We start from the raw sequence: 19,389 nt of genomic DNA, 5'->3' as shown, positions 1-19,389 counted from the left end.
CGTGGCAGGCGAGGACGAAGGGCTGAGCGCGGGCGCCGTCGCCCGGCGGCTCGGCATCGCCGTCACCACGCTGCGCACCTGGCACCAGCGCTACGGCCTCGGCCCCAGCGGCCACGACCCCGGCCACCACCGCCGCTACGACGCCGACGCGCTGGCCCGCCTGGAGACCATGCGCCGGCTCACCGCCCAGGGCGTGCCGGCCGCCGAAGCCGCCCGCGTCGCCCGCTCCGCCGGAGCCGACGGGATCGCCCAGCTGACCGAGCAGCGCCCGCACACCCGCGACGGCGGCGGCCACACCATCGCCGTCGGCCGGGCCGGCGCGCAGGCCCGCGGCCTGGCCCGAGCCGCCATGCGGCTGGACGCGCTGACGGTGCGCCACCTGGTGGAGGAGTCCGTCGCCGAGCACGGCGTCGTCGACGCCTGGCAGGACCTGCTCGTGCCCGTGCTCGTCGGCATCGGCACCCGCCATGCCGCCACCGCGCGCCTCATCGACGTCGAACACCTCGTCTCGCGCTGCGTCAGCGAAGTCCTCGGCGGCGTGCGCCGCCCCGCCCCCGGGTCGCCGGTGCCGGTGCTGCTGGCCTGCGCCGACGAGGAGCAGCACAGCCTGCCCCTGGAGGCCATGGCCGCCGCGCTGGCCGAACGCGGCATCGCCGCCCGCCTGCTCGGCGCCCGCGTCCCGCCACGCGCCCTGCTCGACGCCGTACGCCGCACCGGCCCGGCCATCGTGGTCGTGTGGTCGCACCTGCCCGAGACCGCCGACCTCGCCACGCTGCGAGCCTTGCTGGAGCTGCCGCGCCGCCCCGCCGTGATCGCGGCGGCGGGCCCCGGCTGGCCCGACGAGCTGCCCGCCGGTGTGCTGCGGCCGCGCACGCTCGACGAGGCGCTCACGCTCGTCGCCACGGTCAGCCCGGTGCGCTGACCGCCGGCCTGCCGCCATGTGCGCGGGCACCACCGGCGGGGGCCCCTTTCGTCGGCCGCCACCATCACCCGGACCTCGCCCGGCCATACGCTCGGGGACATGACGAGCCGGAACATCCTGGGCTGCATTCGTACCGACGCCTCCGCCGGGCAGGCCCATCGCGGGACGGCATGATCGTGCCTACGGTGGAGAAGGCGGCGCGCTCACGGCACGCCCGGCTGGGAGAGTGGGGCGACGTGACGCAGCAGATCACCGTGGACACGGTGGTGCAGGCCGAGGAGCTGGCGCGGGCCGCGGCCGACCGGCTGGGCGTACGCATGCGCGAACTGTCCACCGTGGCCGAACAGAACCGGGCGGCGGACCTGCTGTGCCGGGTCTGGCGGGCCGACTCACCCGACCAGCTCATCAACGGCGGCATGCTGCGCGCGCTGGAGCACTCCGGAAACTACGTCGTCGGGGCATACCGCGGCGACGACCTGATCGGCGCGGCGGTCGCCTTCTTCGGCGCGGGCCACCTGCACTCGCACATCGCCGGCGTGGACCCGGCCCGGCAGAGCGGCGGCGTCGGGTTCGCCCTCAAGCAGCACCAGCGGGCCTGGGCCCTGGCGCGGGGGATCGGTGAGGTGTGCTGGACCTTCGATCCGCTGGTGCGCCGCAACGCGTATGTGAACCTGCACAAACTCGGCGCGACGGCGGCGGACTACCTGCCGGACTTCTACGGCGAGATGAACGACGGCATCAACACCGGCGAGGCGACCGACCGCATCTACGTCCGCTGGGAGCTGCTGTCCCCGGCCGCAGTGGCCGCCGCCCGAGGCGAGGTGCACGAGGTCGACCTGCCCGCGCTGCGCGCCGCGGGGGCGGCCGAGCTGCTGGGCCGCACCGAGCGCGATGCGCCGGTCCTGCCCGCGGCCCCGCCGCCCGCGGACGGCAGGGTGCTGCTGGTCGCGGTGCCGGGTGACATCGAGCGGCTGCGGGTGGAGAACCCCGTGGGGGCGAAGGTGTGGCGGCCCGCGGTGCGGGACGCGGTCTGCGGAGCGCTGGAGGCCGGCTACCGGATCACCGGGATGAGCCGTGACGGATGGTACGTGTTGGAGGAAAAGTCGTGAAGGTGACCGGGTTCGAGCTGCGTCGGATCGCGATGCCGCTGGTCAGTCCGTTCCGGACCTCGTTCGGGGTGGAGCACGACCGCGACGTGCTGCTGGTGCGCGCGGTCACCGAGGACGGGGCCGAGGGCTGGGGCGAGTGCGTGGCCATGTCCGAGCCGCTGTACTCCAGCGAGTACGTCGACGGGGCCGCCGAGGTGATCCGGCGTTTCCTGATCCCGGCCGTGCTGAGCCTGCCGGACGCGGATCCGTACCTGGCCGAGGTGCCGTTCGCGAAGATCAAGGGTCATCCGATGGCGAAGGCGGCGGTGCAGACGGCGCTGCTGGACGCGAAGCTGCGCACGGCCGGGCTGCCGCTGGCGGCGCACCTGGGCGCGGTGCGCGACCGGGTGCCCGCGGGCGTCTCGGTCGGCATCATGGACTCGATCCCGGAGCTGCTGGAGGCGGTCGAGGGCTACCTGGCCGAGGGCTACCTTCGGATCAAGTTGAAGATCCAGCCCGGCTGGGACGTCGCGCCGGTGCGCGCGGTGCGCGAGCGCTTCGGCGACATCCTGCTCCAGGTCGACGCGAACACCGCGTACACCCTGGCCGACGCCCGTCACCTGGCCAAGCTGGACCCGTTCGACCTGCTGCTGATGGAGCAGCCGCTGCCTGAGGACGACATCCGCGGTCACGCCGAGCTGGCCAGGCAGGTGCGCACACCGATCTGCCTCGACGAGTCGATCACCAGCGCGCGGGCCGCGGCCGACGCGATCGCGCTCGGTGCGACGTCGGTCGTCAACATCAAACCCGGCCGGGTCGGCGGCTACCTGGAGGCCCGCCGCGTGCACGACGTGTGCGCGGCCAACGGGGTGCCGGTCTGGGTCGGCGGCATGCTGGAGACCGGCATCGGCCGCGCCGCGAACGTGGCCCTGGCCGCGCTGCCCGGCTGCGTGCTGCCCGGCGACACGTCCGCCTCCGACCGCTACTTCCGCCGCGACGTCACCGCCCCGTTCGTGCTGGCCGAAGGCCACCTGGCGGTGCCCACCGGCCCGGGCATCGGGGTCGACCCCGATCCCGACGCCCTCGCCGAGGTCACGACCGCCACGGAGTGGATCGCCCGATGACGCGGCAGGCCGGTATGCCCTGGTCGGGCTGTTGGTCGTGCCGGTGGGGCCGTCGTCGGCGACAATGACGGGGTGGCAACGCGTACCCGACCAGGTGTCGACTGGCTGGCACTCGTCGTCGCCCTGCTGTGCCTGGGGTCGGCGGTCGGTTATGTCGTGCTCGCCATGGGGCAGGGCGACGTGCCGGTGCTCTGGTTCGTGGGCGGCCTGCTGGTCGCGGCGGCGCTGACGCTGCACGGGTCGGTCCGCTCGCGGCGGTTCCGGGCTCCCGCGCTGCTGGCGTCCGGGGTGCTGCTCTGCGCACTCGGCGCGCTGGCCCTGTTCTCCATCGGCCTGCCGATCGTGGCGGCCGGACTCATCGCCTTCACCGCCGCGGCCCGCGCCCGCGTCGCCTGACCTTCCCGCCGCGGATCCACCCCCTCGACCGGCGCACGCTGTGCGAGCCGGTCGGCCCCACCCTGTGGAGGAATGACACCATGCACGACCTGGTGCTGCGCGGCGGCACGGTGTACGACGGCCTCGGCGGCCCCGGTGCCGCCGCCGACGTGGCGGTCACGGGCGACCGCGTGGTCGCCGTCGGCGCGGACCTGGGCCCGGCCCGGCGGGAGATCGACGTGACCGGCCTGGCCGTCGCGCCCGGCTTCATCGACGCGCACAGCCACTCCGACCCCGTGCCGCTGATGCCCGAGCCGCAGCCGTTCAAGCTGTTCCAGGGCGTCACCACGGAGATCGTCGGCAACTGCGGGTTCTCGTTCGCGCCCCTGGACGACGCCACGATCGAGGCCACCGGGCCGCTCTTCGCCGAGCTGGCCGGGGGCGTGCCGGTCGTGCCGCGCGACTTCGCGGGCTACCTGGCCGACATCGCGGCCGCCGGGCCGACGAACCACATCGCGGCCCTGGTCGGGCACAACACGCTGCGGGCGTACGCCAACGGCATGGACGAGCGGTTGCGCCCCGGCGCGCTGGAGCAGATGTGCCGGCTGGCCGACGACGCGTTCGCGGCCGGGGCGGTCGGCCTGTCCAGCGGCCTGATCTACCCGCCGGGCAGCTACGGCGACACCGCGGAGCTGGTCGCCCTGGCCCGGGTCGCGCACCGCTGGAACCGCCCCTACACCACCCATATGCGTAATGAGGACGACCGGCTCGGCGAGGCGCTGGACGAGGCGATCGCCATCGCCACGCAGGCCCGGGTGCGCCTGCAGGTGTCGCACTGCAAGGTCGCCGGGCAGGCCAACCACGGCAACGCCAAGCTGTTGCTGGCGAAGCTGCACGAGGCCCGCCTCGCGGGGGTCGACGTGCGCGGCGACCAGTACCCGTACCGCGCGGGCGGCACATTCCTCAACGCGCTGCTGCCCGGCGCGGCCCTGGTCGGCGGCACCGACGCGATGCTGGCCCGGCTCGGCGACCCGGCCGACCGGGCCCGGCTGCGCGCCCTGGCCGAGGACCTGACGCAGCCCAACGGCTTCTGGGCCCGGGTCACCCCGGCCGACGTCCTCATCACCACCCACGCGACCCGGCCCGAGGTCACCGGGCGCACCCTGGCCGAGCTGGCGGGCGCCGGCGACGCCTTCGACACGCTGTGCGAGGTGCTTTTCGCCGACCCGGGCGCGGGCATGGTGATCACCCTGATGGCCGAGGACGACGTCGAGACGATCATGGTCGATCCGCTGGTCGGCATCGGCTCGGACAACGGCCCGCCGGTCGGCCTGCAGCACCCGCGCACCTGGGGCTGCTTCCCCCGGGTGCTGGGCGAGTACGTGCGCGAGCGCGGCCTGCTCACCCTGCCCGAGGCGGTCCGCAAGATGACCTCGGCGATCGCCGACCAGTTCGGACTCACCGGGCGCGGATACGTCGGCGCGGGCGCGGTGGCGGACCTGGTCGTGTTCGACCCGGCGACGATCGGCCACGACGGAACCTACGCGGTGCCCGACGTGCGGCCGACCGGCGTCGAGCACGTCGTGCTGGCAGGTCACGTGGTCGTAGAGGCGGGGCGGTTCACCGGAGAGCGGCGCGGCCACGTGGTGCGCGGCTGACGGCGCCGACGGCGGGTCCGGCCCGAGGCGGAGCCCGCCGGGTGCCCGCGAGCTGCTGTGCGTTCGCTGAGAACGTTGAGAGGGCGCTGAGAACTGCTGCGTGATCGACCCTTGTGATCAGCAGGGGTCGATGCGACGATGCATCTACTCGTGTGGAGCCACACGCGGAACGGGCGGCCGAGGGCAACCGGTGGGACCGGACGGCGCCTGGTTGGCCGCTGCGCGGCCGCCGCGTGTCCGTCCCGTCCACGGCCCGATCCGGGACAAGCGGCCGGCACCCGCTCCACGAGGAGAGCTCATGAGTTTCCGCACGTTGAGGCGTCGCGTCGCGCTGGTCGCGGTCGGCGCCATGGTCGTGGTCACGGGGGCGACGATCGCGTCCCCGGCCCACGCCGCCGTGTCCTGCCAGGTGACCTATACGAAAGCCTGGGACAACGGCAGCGGCTTCGGCGCCAACATCAACATCACCAACACCGGCGACCCGCTGACCAGCTGGTCGCTGACCTGGACCTGGCCCGGCAACCAGGGCGGCATCCAGGGCTGGTCGGCCAACTACAGCCAGTCCGGGCAGAACGTCACCGCGACGAGCCTGTCCTACAACGGCAACCTGGCCACCGGCGCGTCGACCGGCATCGGGTTCAACGCCTCGTACAGCGGCACGAACACGAACCCGTCCAACTTCGCGATCAACGGCACCTCCTGCGGCGGGACCACGCCGACGGTGAGCCTGGTCGTGTCGCCGACGTCGGTGAGCGTGCCCGAGGGCGGCACCGCGACCTACGCGGTACGCCTGTCGGCCCAGCCGTCCGGCAACGTCACGGTCGCCACGACCGCGGGTTCCGGTGACGCCAACCTCACCGTGTCGTCGGGTGCGAGCCTGACGTTCACGACGAGCAACTGGAACACCAACCAGATCGTCACCCTGGCCGCGGCCGAGGACTCCGACACGAGCAACGGCACCAGGCCGTTCACGGTCGCGTCCAGCGGCCTGACGACGGTGACGGTCAACGCGACCGAGGCCGACAACGACACGGTCACGCCGCAGTCGCTGGTGGTCTCGTCGACCAGCGTGAGCGTGCCCGAGGGGTCCACGGCGACCTACACGGTGCGCCTGGCCGCGCAGCCGTCCGGCAACGTGACGGTCACCAACACGGCCGGCTCCGGCGACACCAACCTGACGGTGTCGTCCGGCGGCAGCCTGACGTTCACCACGAGCAATTGGAGCACCCCCCAGACGGTGACCCTGGCCGCGGCCGAGGACTCCGACACCGCCAACGGCACGAGGCCGATCACGGTCGCGTCCAGCGGCCTGACCTCGGTCACGGTGACCGCGACCGAGGCCGACAACGACACGGTCACCCCGCAGTCCCTCGTCGTCACGCCGACCAGCGTGAACGTGCCCGAGGGCAGCACCGCCGTGTACGCGGTGCGCCTGGCCGCGCAGCCGTCCGGCAACGTGACGGTCACCAACACCGCGGGTTCCGGCGACACCAGCATCACCGTGTCGTCCGGCGCGAGCCTGACGTTCACGACCGGCAACTGGAACACCACGCAGAACGTCACCCTGGCCGCGGCGCAGGACAGCGACAGCACCAACGGCACCCGGCCGATCGCGGTCGCGTCCAGCGGGCTGAGCTCGGTGACCGTCACCGCGACCGAGGTCGACGACGAGAACACCGCCAACTCCTACATCACCGAGTTCACCACGCAGTACAACAAGCTCAAGGACCCGGCCAACGGCTACTTCTCGCCGGAGGGCATTCCGTACCACACCATCGAGACCCTGCTCGTCGAGGCGCCCGACCACGGCCACGAGACGACGTCCGAGGCGTTCAGCTTCTGGATCTGGATGGAGGCCCAGTACGGCCGGGTCACCGGCAACTGGACCCCGTTCAACAACGCCTGGAACATCACCGAGCAGTACATCATCCCGTCCGCGGCCGCCCAGCCGGGACAGAGCACGTACAACCCGAGCGACCCGGCCGACTACGCGCCCGAGTCGTTGCAGCCCAACGGCTACCCGGTGGCGCTGAGCACCAGCGTGGTCGCCGGCCAGGACCCGCTGGCCAACGAGCTGCAGAGCACGTACGGCAACCGCAACATCTACGGCATGCACTGGCTGCTCGACGTGGACGACGTGTACAAGTACGGCACCGGGCGCACCGGCGCCGAGTGCGGCGACAGCACGCAGCGCGTCACCTACATCAACACGTTCCAGCGCGGGCCGCAGGAGTCCACCTGGGAGACGGTCGCGCACCCGTCCTGTGACACGGGCCGGTTCGCGAACTTCCCGTCGCTGTTCATCGCGGGTTCGGGCACCAACCAGTGGCGGTACACCAACGCCCCGGACGCCGACGCGCGTGCCGTCGAGGCGGCGTACTGGGCGCTGCAGTGGGCCACGGCCCAGGGCAACCAGTCGCAGATCTCGGCGACCATCGCCAAGGCCGCGAAGATGGGTGACTACCTGCGGTACGCGATGTACGACAAGTACTTCAAGACCCCGGGCTGCACCTCCACCTCCTGCGCGCCGGGCAGTGGCAAGAGCAGCTCCAACTACCTGATGTCCTGGTACTACGCCTGGGGTGGCGACATCGGCGGGGCGTGGTCGTGGCGCATCGGCTCCAGCCACAACCACCAGGGCTACCAGAACCCCCTCGCGGCGTACGTGCTCGGCTCGTCCGGCCCGTCGGCGCTGCGCCCGCAGTCGCCCACGGCGGCGACCGACTGGGACACCAGCCTCACCCGGCAGCTGGACTTCTACCTCTGGCTGCAGTCGGCCGAGGGCGCCATCGCCGGTGGCGCGACGAACAGCTGGAACGGCAACTACTCGGCGCCGCCGTCCGGCACACCGACGTTCTACGGCATGGCGTACGACGTCAAGCCGGTCTACCACGACCCGCCCAGCAACCAGTGGTTCGGTTTCCAGGCATGGTCGCTGCACCGGGTGGCGGAGTACTACTACGTCACCGGCAACGCCAAGGCCAAGCAGATCCTCGACAAGTGGGTCGCCTGGGCGGTCGCCAACACCACGCTCGGCTCGGGCTCGGCGTTCACCATCCCCGGTGACATGACCTGGTCCGGCCAGCCGTCCGGCAACTTCAGCGGCGGCGGCACCCCGGCGGCCAACCCCGGCCTGCACGTCACGGTGTCCAAGACCAGCAACGACGTCGGTGTCGCGGCGGCCTACGCCCGTACGCTGACCTACTACGCGGCCAAGGAGAACGGCTCGACCCTGGGCAACTCCGCCAAGGCGACCGCCAAGGGCCTGCTGGACCGGATGATCCTGCTCAAGGCGAACGACACCAAGGGCATCGTGGTGCCCGAGGTCCGCGAGGACTACAACCGGTTCGACGACGTGTGGAACTCCACCACGCAGACCGGCATGTACGTCCCGTCGGGCTTCAGCGGCACCATGGGCACCGGCGTGCCGATCAACTCCAGCTCGACCTTCATGTCCGTCCGCCCGTTCTACGCCACCGACCCGGCCTGGCCCGCGGTCCAGGCGTACATGAACGGCACCGGCCCGGCCCCCACCTTCACCTACCACCGCTTCTGGGCACAGTCGGACATCGCCATGGCGTTCGCCGACTACGGCAGCCTGTTCCCCGCAGGCTGACCACCCACCCCGGGCGGGCCACCCGGCCCGCCCGGCCCCTCCCTATCCCGCTGATCATGAACTTATGGGCAGGTTCGACGGCGTGTCGCCGCCCTGGCACCGTGATCGACATCGGTGCCGGGGCGGGACCGTCGGACGGATGTGGGAGAGTGCCTGCCGTGGATGTGGGGGAGTTCTGGGGGCTCATCGAGCGTGCGGTGCGGGAGGATCCCGGCCGGGCGCGCCGTGCCGGCTGGATCCAGGCGCAGCTCGCGGCACGTGAGGTCGACGAGATCCTGGAGTTCGAGGCGCACCTTGACGACGCGTCCGACCGCGCCATGACCTGGCTGATGTGGGGCGCGGCGTACCGGATCTTCGGCGGCTGCTCGGACGACGGCTTCTGCTACTTCCGCACCTGGCTGATGAGCCTGGGCCGGGACGCCTTCGAGCGCCTGGTCGACGACCCGGACGCGCTGGCGCACCTGCCGCAGGTCCGCAGCCTGGCCGGGCGCGTGCGCGGCGACTGGCGCGCCGAGGAGTGGCCCGAGTGGGAAGAGCTCAACTACGCCGCCTCCGAGGCCTTCGAAGGGGTGCGCGGCCACGGCGCGAACATCTACCGCGCGGTCGAGGAGCACCGACGCAAGCCCCGGCTGCAGACGCTGCAGGACGAGCACTGGAACTTCGACGACCCGGCCGAGACGGTCCGCCGCCTGCCCGAACTCGCCCGGCTGTTCCCGGACCCGCCGGCCGGGCCGCTGCCGCCCGTGCCCGCAGTGCCCGGTGGGCCACCCGCCCCGTCCGACGAACCGGACGACGCCCGGGGCAGCGGTCCGGTTCCGGAGATTCCCGGGCAGCTGACGATCCCCGGCCTGCCTGAGTGACCGGCCCGCGACGATTCCCGGCCCACCGGAACGACCGGGCCGTGACGATCCCCGGCCCACCGGAGTGACCGGGCCGTGACGATCCCTGCCCACCGGAGTGACCGGGCCGTGACGATCCCTGCCCCACCGGAGTGACCGGGCCGCACGCCTGAGCCCGCCACCGGCGGGTTGACGGCGTATGGCATGGTTCGAGCCGGCCCGGGTATCGGGTTGCCCGACAGTGGGGAGGCCATCGTGACGGACGACAGGGACACCGACCGGCCCGTCGAGGACCCGGGTGGGGACGGTGCCGAGGCGGCGGGCGAGGACTCGGGCAGCGCGCTGGCGCTGGGCATCGCGCTGGGCGTCGCGCTCGGCGCGGCCTTCGGCATGGCGCTGGGCAACCTCGCCATGGGCGCCGGCATCGGCATGGCCATGGGTGTCGCGCTCGGCGTCGCCATCCAGGCGCAACGCCGCAACTCCAAGCCCTGATCCCGCCCCGTCCTGCCGCACCTCCAGGTGATCATGAAGTTGTGCACATGACACGCCGTCGAGCCGTGCCATAAGTTCATGATCAACCCGGAGGGGGTGGTCAGGGCTGGTGGTGCAGTTCCAGGACGAAGGCCTCCGCGGGGCGCAGCGGGGGAGCGAGCAGGCCGTGGCCGGCGAGCGCTGCGCCGGTCAGCACCAGGTCCGGCTGCCACGGGCGGCCGTGCAGTTGCGGGCCGGGCAGCTCGGGCAGCAGGGACACCCGGTAGGACGCCGCCGGGTCCAGGCCGGGCAGCCGCAGCCGGGTGGCGCCGTCGCGGGCGCTGGAACCGAGCTGGGCGTACGCGTACAGCGCGTGCCCGCCGTCCGTGGCCACCACGCCGTGCAGGAACGCCGTCGGGTCGGGATGGTCGGCGCGCACCGTGCGTCCGGTGTGGAGCAGCCCGCGCAGCCGCCGGTATGCCGCGATCCAGGAACGCAGGGCCGTCCGCTCGTCGTCGGTGCAGCCGGTGATGTCCCATTCGATGCCCGCGTGGCCGAACAGCGCGGTCGCGCAGCGGAACGCGAGCGAGGTGGCGCGGCCGTTGGTGTGCGAGACGGGCGGGCCGACGTGGCTGCCGACCAGCTCCGGCGGCAGCAGCAGGCCGGTCCAGCGCTGGATGTGCTGGCGCTCCAGCGGGTCGTTGTTGTCCGAACCCCACACCCGGTCGGTGCGGGCCAGCACGCCCAGGTCGACGCGGCTGCCGCCGGACGAGCACGACTCGATCTCCAGGCCGGGGTGCCGCGCGCGCAGCGCGTCGAGCAGCCGGTACACGGCCTCGGTCTGCGCGTGCACCCCGGCCGCGCCGTCGTGCACCGCCTCGACCAGGTCGCGGTTGTGGTCCCACTTCAGGTACGCCGGGCGGTACTCGGTGACCAGCGCGTCGAGCCGTTCCAGCAGATGCTCGAAGACCTCGGGGCGGGCCACGTCGAGCACGTGCTGCCAGCGCTGCTCCTCGGGCAGCCGGCCGGGCGCGGCCAGCACCCAGTCCGGGTGCAGCTCGGCCAGCCGGGAGCGCGGGTTGACCATCTCCGGCTCGACCCACAGCCCGAACTGCATGCCGAGGCGGGTCACCTCGTCGACCAGCGGGTGCAGCCCGTCCGGCCACACGTCGGCGTCAACGTGCCAGTCGCCGAGGCCCGCCTTGTCGTCGCGGCGGCCCAGGAACCAGCCGTCGTCCAGCACGAAGCGCTCCACGCCCAGCTCGGCGGCGGTGCGCGCGAGCGCGGTCAGCTTGCCCAGGTCGTGGTCGAAGTAGACCGCCTCCCAGGTGTTCAGGGTCAGCGGCCGGGGCGAGACCGGGTGCGACGGGCGGGCGCGCAGCCAGCCGTGCACGGCCGCGGACAGCCCGTCCAACCCGGACGCCGAGTAGGCGAAGTGCGTCCACGGGCCGGTGTAGGTCTCGCCCTCGGCCAGCCGCACCTCCCCGGGTGCCAGCAGTTCGCCGCCGCCGAGCACGCCGTCGCGGTCGGGCAGGCGCTGGGCGAGGTGCTGGTGGTCGCCGGACCAGCCGACGTGCACGCCCCACACCTCGCCGGTGCGGAAGCCGAAACCGGGGGTGCCCGCGGTGAACAGCGACGGCGCGCCGAAGCCGGTGCGCCCGCGGCGGCTCTCGTGGGCGATGGTCTGGTCGCCGAACGCGCTGCGCTGCGGCGCCCGCTCGCGGGACCAGCGGCCGGTGAAGTCGAGCACCTCGGCAGCCTGGGCGGGCACCGGCAGCAGGCAGAGCAGGCTGTCGACGTGCCACCGGCCCGGAGCGGCGTTGGTGACGGCGTGGCGCTGGCGGATCAGGCCCTGCGGGGTGAGCTCCAGGTCGGTGCGCACCGCGATGCCCGCGACCTCGTCGTGGGACGTGGCGGTCACCGTACCCCCGCCGGTCGGATCGATGGCGACCGTGACCGGCTCGGTCAGGCTGAGTCGCAGGTGGCCGGGCCCGCCGTCGCGGTGGCCGGACAGGCCGGGGCGACCGGCCCAGCGGTCGTGCTGGGTGGGCAGCAGCGGTGCGGTGGGCGGCAGCGCGTTGCCGCCCGCGTCCTGCGCGGCGGCCAGCTGCTCGAGCAGGTCGGGCCGGGTCTCGCCGAGATCGGCACCCCAGTGCAGCACCTGCGGCACGCCGGGACCGGCCACGTCGAGCACCAGCGACACCCCGGCGGCGCGCAGCGCCACCAGCTCCGAACCGCCCACTGAATTCCACCTGTTCCAACGAAATCCAACATCACCGGACGGCGTCGAGCGTAGGAGCCGGGGCGTCGTCCGTCAACGAGCAGTGAAGGTGAACTCGCCGTACTCGGCCGCCGGGGTGAAGCCGAGGCCGGTGTACAGCGCCCGCGCCGCCGCGTTGTCGGCCTTGACGTTCAAGGTCACGTGGTCGACGGTGTCCCGCAGCAGCCGGCACAGCGCGGACACCGCGCCCCGGGCCAGGCCCTCGCCGCGCGCCTGCGGATACGTGGTGACGTTGCCCAGCGCCGCCACCCGGTACTTCGGCGACCACACGTGCACGCCCGCCACCGCCAGCAGCTCGCCGTCGCGGCGCACCCCGACGTACTGCCCGGTCTCCAGCATCCGCGGGTCGAACCAGTTGCCGGGGTACGCGACCTCGTACAACGCCAGCAGTTCCGGCAGATCGGTGGGGGTCAGCACAGCGCCGAGCGGGGCGGCGAGCGCGGCCGGGTCGGTCAGCGCCATCTTCAGGTGCGGGCCGCCCGGCGCGGCGTCGAAGTCCGCGCCCAGCACTTGCTCTGCGCCGGGGGACAGGTGCGCGTAGAAGCGCCGCGGCAGCAGCGGCACGAGCCCCGCCAGCAGTCCGTGCGACGCCCCCGGGCGGTGGTCGAAGGCCAGCAGCGTGGGCATGCCGCCGCCGTGGTAGACCAGTGCGACCGCGTCGCCGTCGCGATACCAGGCGGTGTACGGCCAGAAGAAGTCGTCGAGATCGCCGAGCTGGTACGCGTGCAGTGCGGGATCGCCGCCCAGCAGCCGCGCCAGCTCGTCCCGGTCGTGCACACTCGTCACCGCCACCGCTCGATGATCACACGAGGGTTTGGTCGGGCCGGTGCCGGGTGACACTGGAACGGTGATCGTCGTCGGCACGTCCGGCTGGCAGTACGCCGACTGGCGCGGCCCGTTCTACCCCGCAGGGCTGCCACAGCGCCTCTGGCTGCGGCACTACGCCGAGCACTTCCCGACCGTCGAGGTCAACAGCGTCTTCTACCGCCTGCCGCCGCGCGAGACCTTCGCACAGTGGCGCGAGCAGCTGCCCGACGGTTTCGTGATGGCGGTCAAGATGAGCCGCTACCTCACCCACATCAAACGCCTGCGCGATCCGCAAGAGCCGGTCGACCGCTTCCTCGGCGTGGCAGGCGCGCTCGGCGACCACCTCGGCCCGGTGCTCCTGCAGCTCCCGCCGACCCTGCGCGCCGACCCCGCAGCCCTGTCCGCGGTGCTGGCCTGCTTCCCGCCGCACGTCCGCGTCGCCGTGGAACCCCGCCACCGCTCCTGGTGGACCGACGACGTCCGCGCCGTCCTGGCACACCACCACGCGGCCCTGTGCTGGGCCGACCGCCTCGGCCGCCCGATCACCCCGCTCTGGCGCACCACCGACTTCGGCTACCTGCGTTTCCACGAGGGCCGCGCCAACCCCCGCCCCCGCTACGGCCGCGCCGCCCTCGACACCTGGCTGGCCCGCCTCGCCGACACGTTCCCCACCAGCACCCCCGTCTACGCCTACTTCAACAACGACTCCCACGCCGCCGCCATCACCGACGCCCAAGCCCTCACCGCCCGTACGAAAGGAAGGGCATCGTCGGCTCGCGTCAGCGAGACGAGCGGCAGCTCTGCACATCGCCCTGCGTAGAGGAAGGGCACCTTCTTAACGCCAACCTGGGGGCGAGCCGGCTTGTCGGGGCACGAACACAGTGCCGCCGCCCCGGGCCGCAGGTGCGGTCCGGGGCGGCGGTCGGTGGGATCAGGCCTTGGCGCTGCGCAGCTTCAGCGGATCGGACGGGGCCTTGCTCTTGGCCGCCTCCATCTTCGCGCCCAGCTCCTTGAGGTCACCGCGGCTCATCGCCTTGCGGACCTCCGGGAACCACTCCTGCTCCTCCTCCTTGACGTGGTGGCGGACGTTCTCCATCAGCACCGTCATCTTGGCGTCGAAGCGCTCGTCATGCGGGTCGGTGCCCGCCAGCTCGGACAGCATCCAGGCCACCACGTGGTGCTCCTCGACGCTTTCCAGCACGTGCTCGCCGGTCTTCGGAGCCGCCTTGCGCGCCGTCGGGTAGAACAGGGTCTCCTCGATGTACGCGTGCGTGGTCAGCTCGCTGATCACCTGGTCGACGATCTTGCGCTTCTTGGCGTACGCGGAATCGCCGGCCTTCTCGAACTCCTTGAACAGCTTCTCGACGACCTTGTGGTCGTCCTTCAGCAGCGCGATCGCGTCCTGGCCCACGGCGGCCGCCGGCATGGACTTCTTGCCCTGCGAGGTCTTGGCCGCGGACTTGGGGGCGGTCTTGGCGGTCGTCTTGGCCATGGTCTTGGTGGCCTTGGCTGCCTTCTTCGCCGGGGTCGTGGCCTTGCGCTGGCGGGTGGTGCTCGCCGTCTGGCTCATGGTTCCTCCCGAAGGTCCGATTAGTCGTCCTTTCGTTGTCTACCCGAATTGGGGTGCTGGTAGTCCTGGATCCGCAGATTCGCGGCGGCCGGTAGGGTGGCCGCGTCGGCGGGCGGGCCGCGGACGTGCCGAACGGGGAGAGACGCCGTGACCGTGGGCTCGGGGCCGGCCTGGCTGAACGACAGCGTGCTGTACCAGATCTATCCGCAGACCTTCGCCGACTCCGACGGCGACGGCATCGGCGACTTCGCGGGCGTCGAGCAGCGCCTGGAATACCTCCAGTGGCTGGGCGTGAACACGGTGTGGTTCAGCCCCTGCTTCACCTCGCCGTTCGGTGACGCGGGCTACGACGTGGCCGACTACCTCGCCGTCGCGCCGCGCTACGGGACCAACGACGATCTGGTGCGCCTCGTTGACGCCGCTCGCGCCCGCGGCATCCGGATCATGCTGGACCTCGTCGCCGGACACACCTCCGACCAGCACCCCTGGTTCCTGCACTCGCGCGACGACGCCGCCGACCACCGATACGTCTGGGCCGGCGACGAGGTCGCGGGCCAGCCGGGCTGGGTTCCGTCGCAGGGCCGGCGCTCCGGCCACTACCTGCAGAACTTCTTCGACATCCAGCCCGCCCTGAACTTCGGTTACGCCCGCCTCGACGCCGCCGAGCCGTGGCGGCAGCCGGTCGACGCCGCAGGCCCGCAGGCCAACCGGGCGGCGCTGCGCGAGATCATGGCGTACTGGCTGGATCGCGGCGTCGCCGGCTTCCGGGTCGACATGGCGTCCTCGCTGGTCAAGGACGATCCAGGGTTCGTGGAGACGTCGCGGCTGTGGCGCGAGATGCGGGCCTGGCTCGAGCGCGCCTATCCCGACGCCGCGCTGCTGTCGGAGTGGAGCGACCCGGCCACCGCCGTCGCCGCGGGCTTCCACGCCGACTTCTTTCTGCACTTCCGCGGACGGGCGTTCGGCTCGCTGTGGAACAACCTGACGGGCACCCATGACCCGGCCTGGGGCGACGGCCCGTGCTACTTCGACGCCGAGGGCGCGGGGTCGGTCGCGGAGTTCCTGGCCGAGTGGCGGCAGGCGGCCGACGCCGTCGGCGGAGCCGGGCACATCGCGCTGCCCAGCTCCAATCACGACTTCTCGCGCCTGGCCTGTGGGCCGCGCACCCGCGACCAGCTGGCGCCCGCGTTCGCGCTGCTGTTCACCTGGCCGACGATGCCGACGGTCTACTACGGCGACGAGATCGGCATGCGGTACGTGCCCGGCCTGCCCGACCAGGAGGGCAGCGTGCTCGGCGAGACGTACAACCGGGCCGGGTCGCGCACGCCGATGCAGTGGGACGGTGGCGACGGCGCCGGGTTCTCCACCGCGCCCGCCGAGCGGTTCTACCTGCCGCTCGACCCGTCGCCGGACCGGCCGGACGTCGCCGCGCAGCGCGCCGACAGCGGGTCGCTGCTGCACACCGTGCGCCGCCTGGTCGCGTTGCGGCGGGACACGCCCGCGCTGCGTACCGGTGGCGAGGTGGAGGTGCTGCACGCCGGGTACCCGTTCGTCTACGTGCGCGGCGGCACCCACCTGGTGGTGGTGCACCCGCGCCGCGAGCCCGCCGCCGTGCCCGTGCCCAACCTGGCCGGAGCCCGGCCGGTCGACGTGCGTGGGGTCGAGGCCGACGGGGCGGGCGTCACCGCGGGCCCGTTCTCCTACGGGATCTTCCTGCTGGACCCGGCTTCCTGAACCGCCGGGAGCTGTCACCGGAGCCGACGCCTGGTCGGGTGGCGGTCAGACCGGGACCGCGGCCAGCGCGCCGGCGGGCACCGGGACGAGCTTGCGCAGTGGTTCCCACAGCTGCGGCAGCAGCCGGGTGGTGGCCGCCACGGTGGCGTCGGTGTCGGCGAGCATCGCGAGGTGGCGGCAGGCGTGCGCGGCGACGGCGTCGAGGTCCACGGTCGCGGGGCTGGGCGCCAGCGGATGCGGGCCGGAGGTCGTCGCGTCGACGCGCACCGGCCGGGTGTGCCGCGGGTCCAGGTCGGGCAGGGCGGCGTAGGTCAGCACGACGGCCCCGTCCTCGACCCGCCAAGAGGTCGAGTGCAGCAGCCCGCCTTCGGTGCACGGGGACAGGCCCGCGAGCTGCCGGGCGACGTCGTCGGGGTGCGCGCCGCCGGTGACCGCTGCGCGACGCTGGCGGAAGCACAGGCCGCCGTCCCGCGCGGAGAGCAGGATGGCCTCGACGACGACACCCGGTGACGACACGTTTCGCAAGGTATCCGCTGTTGCCATGAATGTGCAACAAGCCGCTCCGGTGCCGACCTGCGAGATCCGGCCGCTGCCGCGTACCCGACCCGCAGGCGAGGCGTAGTCCCAGGTCAGATCGGGTGAGCTGTCAAGAAGGTGCCCTTCCTCCACGAAAACCGTTAAGAAGGTGCCCTTCCTTCGTACAGGGTGTGGAGGTCGATGGTGCGGTTCAGGTCGGCGGGGGAGAGGAGGCCGATGAGGGTGCCTTGGTCGATGACGAGGGAAGGGAGTCGGCTGGAGAGGATGCGGCGGGCGGCTTCCTCGAGGGGTTCGTCAGGGGACAGGACGGTCAGGCGGTCCAGGGGGAAGCGGACGTCGCGGAGGGTCTTGTCGGTGCGCTGGGCGGGGCTGAGGCGGGCCAGGGAGAAGAGGGTGACCAGGCCGGCGGGGCGGCCGTCGGGGTCGAGCACGGGGTAGGCGTCGGCGGGGCGGTGCGCGGCGGCGACGGCGATGAAGTCGTCGAGGCGCTGGGTGACGTAGCCGGCCACGGATGGCGGGACCATCGCGTCGCGGACCAGGACGCCGGACAGGGCGGTGCGCAGCCGGGCGTCGGCCTGCTCGGCCTGGCCGGCGAACAGCAGGAACCAGCCGAGCAGCACCAGCCACAGGCCGCCGATGTCGGCCAGCAACAGGACCTGCAGCGTGCCGCCCGTGATCATCAGGATGCTGACCACCATCCCGGCCCGTGCCGCCGTGCGGGCGGCGAAGGCCCGGTCGCCGCGCCACCACCACAGGGCCGCGCGCAGCACCCGTCCGCCGTCCAGGGGCGCGCCGGGCAGCAGGTTGAACACCGCGAGCACCGCGTTGACCAGGGCGAGCCAGGCCAGCGCGACCCAGGCCAGCGGGGCGATCCCGGTCAGGTAGAGGCCGCCGGCGGCCGCGCCGAACAGGGCGGCCGCGGCGAGACTGGCCAGCGGCCCGGCGAGCGCGACGAACAGGTCGGCGCGGGCGTGCGGCGGCTCGGACTCCAGCTCGGCCATGCCGCCGAGCAGCCACAGGGTGATCCGGCGGACGCTCACGCCGTAGTGGCGGGCCACGATCGCGTGGCTCAGCTCGTGCGCCAGCAGCGAGCCGAGGAACAGCACGGTGACCGCGAGGGCGACGATCCAGTACGCCCCGGCGGAGCCGCCCGGCGCGCCTGCGGGCAGCACGGCGGTCGCCAGCCCCTGGCCCAGCAGCAGCATGATCAGAAGCACCGACCAGTGCACGCCGACCGGGATGCCGGCGATGGTGCCCAACCGCAGAGTGGGTCGCATGGCCGTCCTCCTGTGCCCCCATCATCCCTCGCCGCGCCCACTGTCAGGAATCTTGTCCGAACAGCCGGATTTCGAGGAGTATGCGAGCCCACAAGATCGCGAGAGGAGCACAATGAGGGCGTGAAGCTCGTGCTGGCGGGGGACACGATGCTCGGCCGGTCCGTAGGGGACCGGCTCACCCTCGGCCACGCGGCGTACGAGGAGATCTTCGCCGAACAGGTGCAGCAGCTCACCGCCGCCGCGGACCTGTGCGTGGTCAACCTGGAGTGCTGCATCTCCGAGCGCGGCGAGCCGTGGCCCGCGCCCGGCAAGCCGTTCTTCTTCCGCGCCCCGCCCCGCGCCGCGGGCCTGCTGGCGTGGCTGGGCGTGGACTGCGTGACCCTGGCCAACAACCACGCCCTGGACTTCGGACCGGTCGCGCTCGCCGACACCCTGGACCACCTGGAGCGGGTCGGGGTCGCCGTGGTGGGCGCGGGTCCCGACCAGGCTCGGGCGCGGGCGTGGCGGCTGCTGGAGGCGGACGGCGTACGCGTCGGCGTGCTCGGGGTCACCGACCACCCGCAGGACTACGCGGCGACCGAGGACTGCCCCGGGGTGGCCTTCGCCGACCTGCGGCACGGCGTGCCGGACTGGCTGACCGCGCTGGTCGGCGAGATGGCGGCGCAGGTCGACGTGGCGCTGGTGACCCCGCACTGGGGGCCGAACATGACCAGCGGCCCGGTCGGGCACGTACGCGAGGCCGCGACGCAGTTGCTGGCGGCCGGGGCGACGCTGGTGGCCGGGCACTCGGCGCACGTGTTCCACGGCGTGCACGGGCCGGTGCTGTACGACCTCGGCGACTTCGTCGACGACTACGCCGTCGATCCCGGCCTGCGCAACGACCTCGGGCTGCTGTTCGAGGTCACCATCGACGAGCAGGGGCCGGTGTCGGTCGAGGCGGTGCCGCTGGCGCTGGACTTCACCCGCACCCGGCCCGCCGCGCCGCACGAGGCGGAGTGGATCGGGTGGCGGTTCGGCAAGGCCTGCGCGGAGCTGGGCACCCAGGTGACCGTCACCGACCAGGGCCGACTGCTGGTGGCGCTGCGCTGAG

Annotated in this window: 16 protein-coding genes; 11 read left to right on the top strand and 5 right to left on the bottom strand. The window is 72.8% G+C overall.

Going from position 1 to position 19,389, the window contains the following annotated elements; all coding sequences use genetic code 11:
- Window position 1: 1 nt before the first annotated feature.
- The 8 genes from F9C41_RS25945 (at window position 2) to F9C41_RS25910 (ending at window position 10,114) form a co-directional block, all read left to right on the top strand.
- Window positions 2-922, top strand: coding sequence for a MerR family transcriptional regulator (locus F9C41_RS25945; RefSeq protein ID WP_155389443.1), 921 nt, complete (start codon window positions 2-4; stop codon window positions 920-922).
- Window positions 923-1,092: 170 nt separating this feature from the next.
- Window positions 1,093-2,031: a GNAT family N-acetyltransferase gene (locus F9C41_RS25940; RefSeq protein ID WP_155389442.1), complete on the top strand. Its 939-nt coding sequence runs from the start codon at window positions 1,093-1,095 to the stop codon at window positions 2,029-2,031.
- Window positions 2,028-3,134 carry an o-succinylbenzoate synthase gene (gene menC / locus F9C41_RS25935; protein WP_155389441.1) on the top strand — a complete coding sequence of 369 codons (1,107 nt, stop codon included), beginning with the start codon at window positions 2,028-2,030 and terminating at the stop codon, window positions 3,132-3,134. Before F9C41_RS25940 ends, menC begins: the two co-directional genes overlap by 4 nt.
- A gap of 72 nt (window positions 3,135-3,206) precedes the next feature.
- Entirely contained in the window at window positions 3,207-3,530 is a 324-nt protein-coding gene (locus F9C41_RS25930) for a hypothetical protein (protein ID WP_155389440.1), read from the top strand.
- 80 nt (window positions 3,531-3,610) lie between these two features.
- Window positions 3,611-5,167, top strand: a complete 1,557-nt coding sequence (locus F9C41_RS25925) for an N-acyl-D-amino-acid deacylase family protein (RefSeq protein WP_155389439.1) — start codon at window positions 3,611-3,613, stop codon at window positions 5,165-5,167.
- Window positions 5,168-5,465: 298 nt separating this feature from the next.
- Window positions 5,466-8,783 (top strand): glycoside hydrolase family 48 protein, encoded by a 3,318-nt coding sequence (locus F9C41_RS25920; protein WP_230690018.1) that lies wholly within the window; start codon window positions 5,466-5,468, stop codon window positions 8,781-8,783.
- A gap of 149 nt (window positions 8,784-8,932) precedes the next feature.
- Window positions 8,933-9,643 (top strand): DUF4240 domain-containing protein, encoded by a 711-nt coding sequence (locus F9C41_RS25915; protein WP_196279948.1) that lies wholly within the window; start codon window positions 8,933-8,935, stop codon window positions 9,641-9,643.
- Window positions 9,644-9,877: 234 nt separating this feature from the next.
- Window positions 9,878-10,114: a hypothetical protein gene (locus F9C41_RS25910; protein WP_155389437.1), complete on the top strand. Its 237-nt coding sequence runs from the start codon at window positions 9,878-9,880 to the stop codon at window positions 10,112-10,114.
- Window positions 10,115-10,214: 100 nt separating this feature from the next.
- On the opposite strand, the gene F9C41_RS25905 is transcribed toward F9C41_RS25910, so the two are convergent.
- A complete protein-coding gene (locus F9C41_RS25905; protein WP_196279947.1) occupies window positions 10,215-12,335 on the bottom strand; it encodes an alpha-galactosidase in 2,121 nt (706 codons plus the stop codon).
- A 72-nt stretch (window positions 12,336-12,407) separates the two neighbouring features.
- Window positions 12,408-13,166 carry a GNAT family N-acetyltransferase gene (locus tag F9C41_RS25900; RefSeq protein WP_196279946.1) on the bottom strand — a complete coding sequence of 253 codons (759 nt, stop codon included), beginning with the start codon at window positions 13,164-13,166 and terminating at the stop codon, window positions 12,408-12,410.
- Window positions 13,167-13,221: 55 nt separating this feature from the next.
- Between F9C41_RS25900 and F9C41_RS25895 the strand changes: the two genes are divergently transcribed.
- A complete protein-coding gene (locus tag F9C41_RS25895) occupies window positions 13,222-14,001 on the top strand; it encodes a DUF72 domain-containing protein (RefSeq protein WP_155389436.1) in 780 nt (259 codons plus the stop codon).
- A gap of 111 nt (window positions 14,002-14,112) precedes the next feature.
- On the opposite strand, the gene F9C41_RS25890 is transcribed toward F9C41_RS25895, so the two are convergent.
- Entirely contained in the window at window positions 14,113-14,751 is a 639-nt protein-coding gene (locus F9C41_RS25890) for a hemerythrin domain-containing protein (protein WP_230690017.1), read from the bottom strand.
- Window positions 14,752-14,898: 147 nt separating this feature from the next.
- Between F9C41_RS25890 and F9C41_RS25885 the strand changes: the two genes are divergently transcribed.
- Window positions 14,899-16,485, top strand: a complete 1,587-nt coding sequence (locus F9C41_RS25885; protein ID WP_155389435.1) for an alpha-amylase family glycosyl hydrolase — start codon at window positions 14,899-14,901, stop codon at window positions 16,483-16,485.
- A 45-nt stretch (window positions 16,486-16,530) separates the two neighbouring features.
- On the opposite strand, the gene F9C41_RS25880 is transcribed toward F9C41_RS25885, so the two are convergent.
- Window positions 16,531-17,001, bottom strand: coding sequence for a hypothetical protein (locus tag F9C41_RS25880; RefSeq protein ID WP_155389434.1), 471 nt, complete (start codon window positions 16,999-17,001; stop codon window positions 16,531-16,533).
- 161 nt (window positions 17,002-17,162) lie between these two features.
- Entirely contained in the window at window positions 17,163-18,299 is a 1,137-nt protein-coding gene (locus tag F9C41_RS25875) for a site-2 protease family protein (RefSeq protein ID WP_155389433.1), read from the bottom strand.
- 120 nt (window positions 18,300-18,419) lie between these two features.
- On the opposite strand from F9C41_RS25875, the gene F9C41_RS25870 reads away from it, so the two are divergent.
- Window positions 18,420-19,388 carry a CapA family protein gene (locus F9C41_RS25870; protein ID WP_155389432.1) on the top strand — a complete coding sequence of 323 codons (969 nt, stop codon included), beginning with the start codon at window positions 18,420-18,422 and terminating at the stop codon, window positions 19,386-19,388.
- Window position 19,389 lies beyond the last annotated feature (1 nt).

The sequence above is a fragment of the Catellatospora paridis genome (assembly GCF_009720365.1).
Classification (GTDB): Bacteria; Actinomycetota; Actinomycetes; order Mycobacteriales; family Micromonosporaceae; genus Catellatospora; species Catellatospora paridis.
Note: the sequence above shows the minus strand (reverse complement) of the source record. Positions and strands in the feature narration are given on the sequence as shown.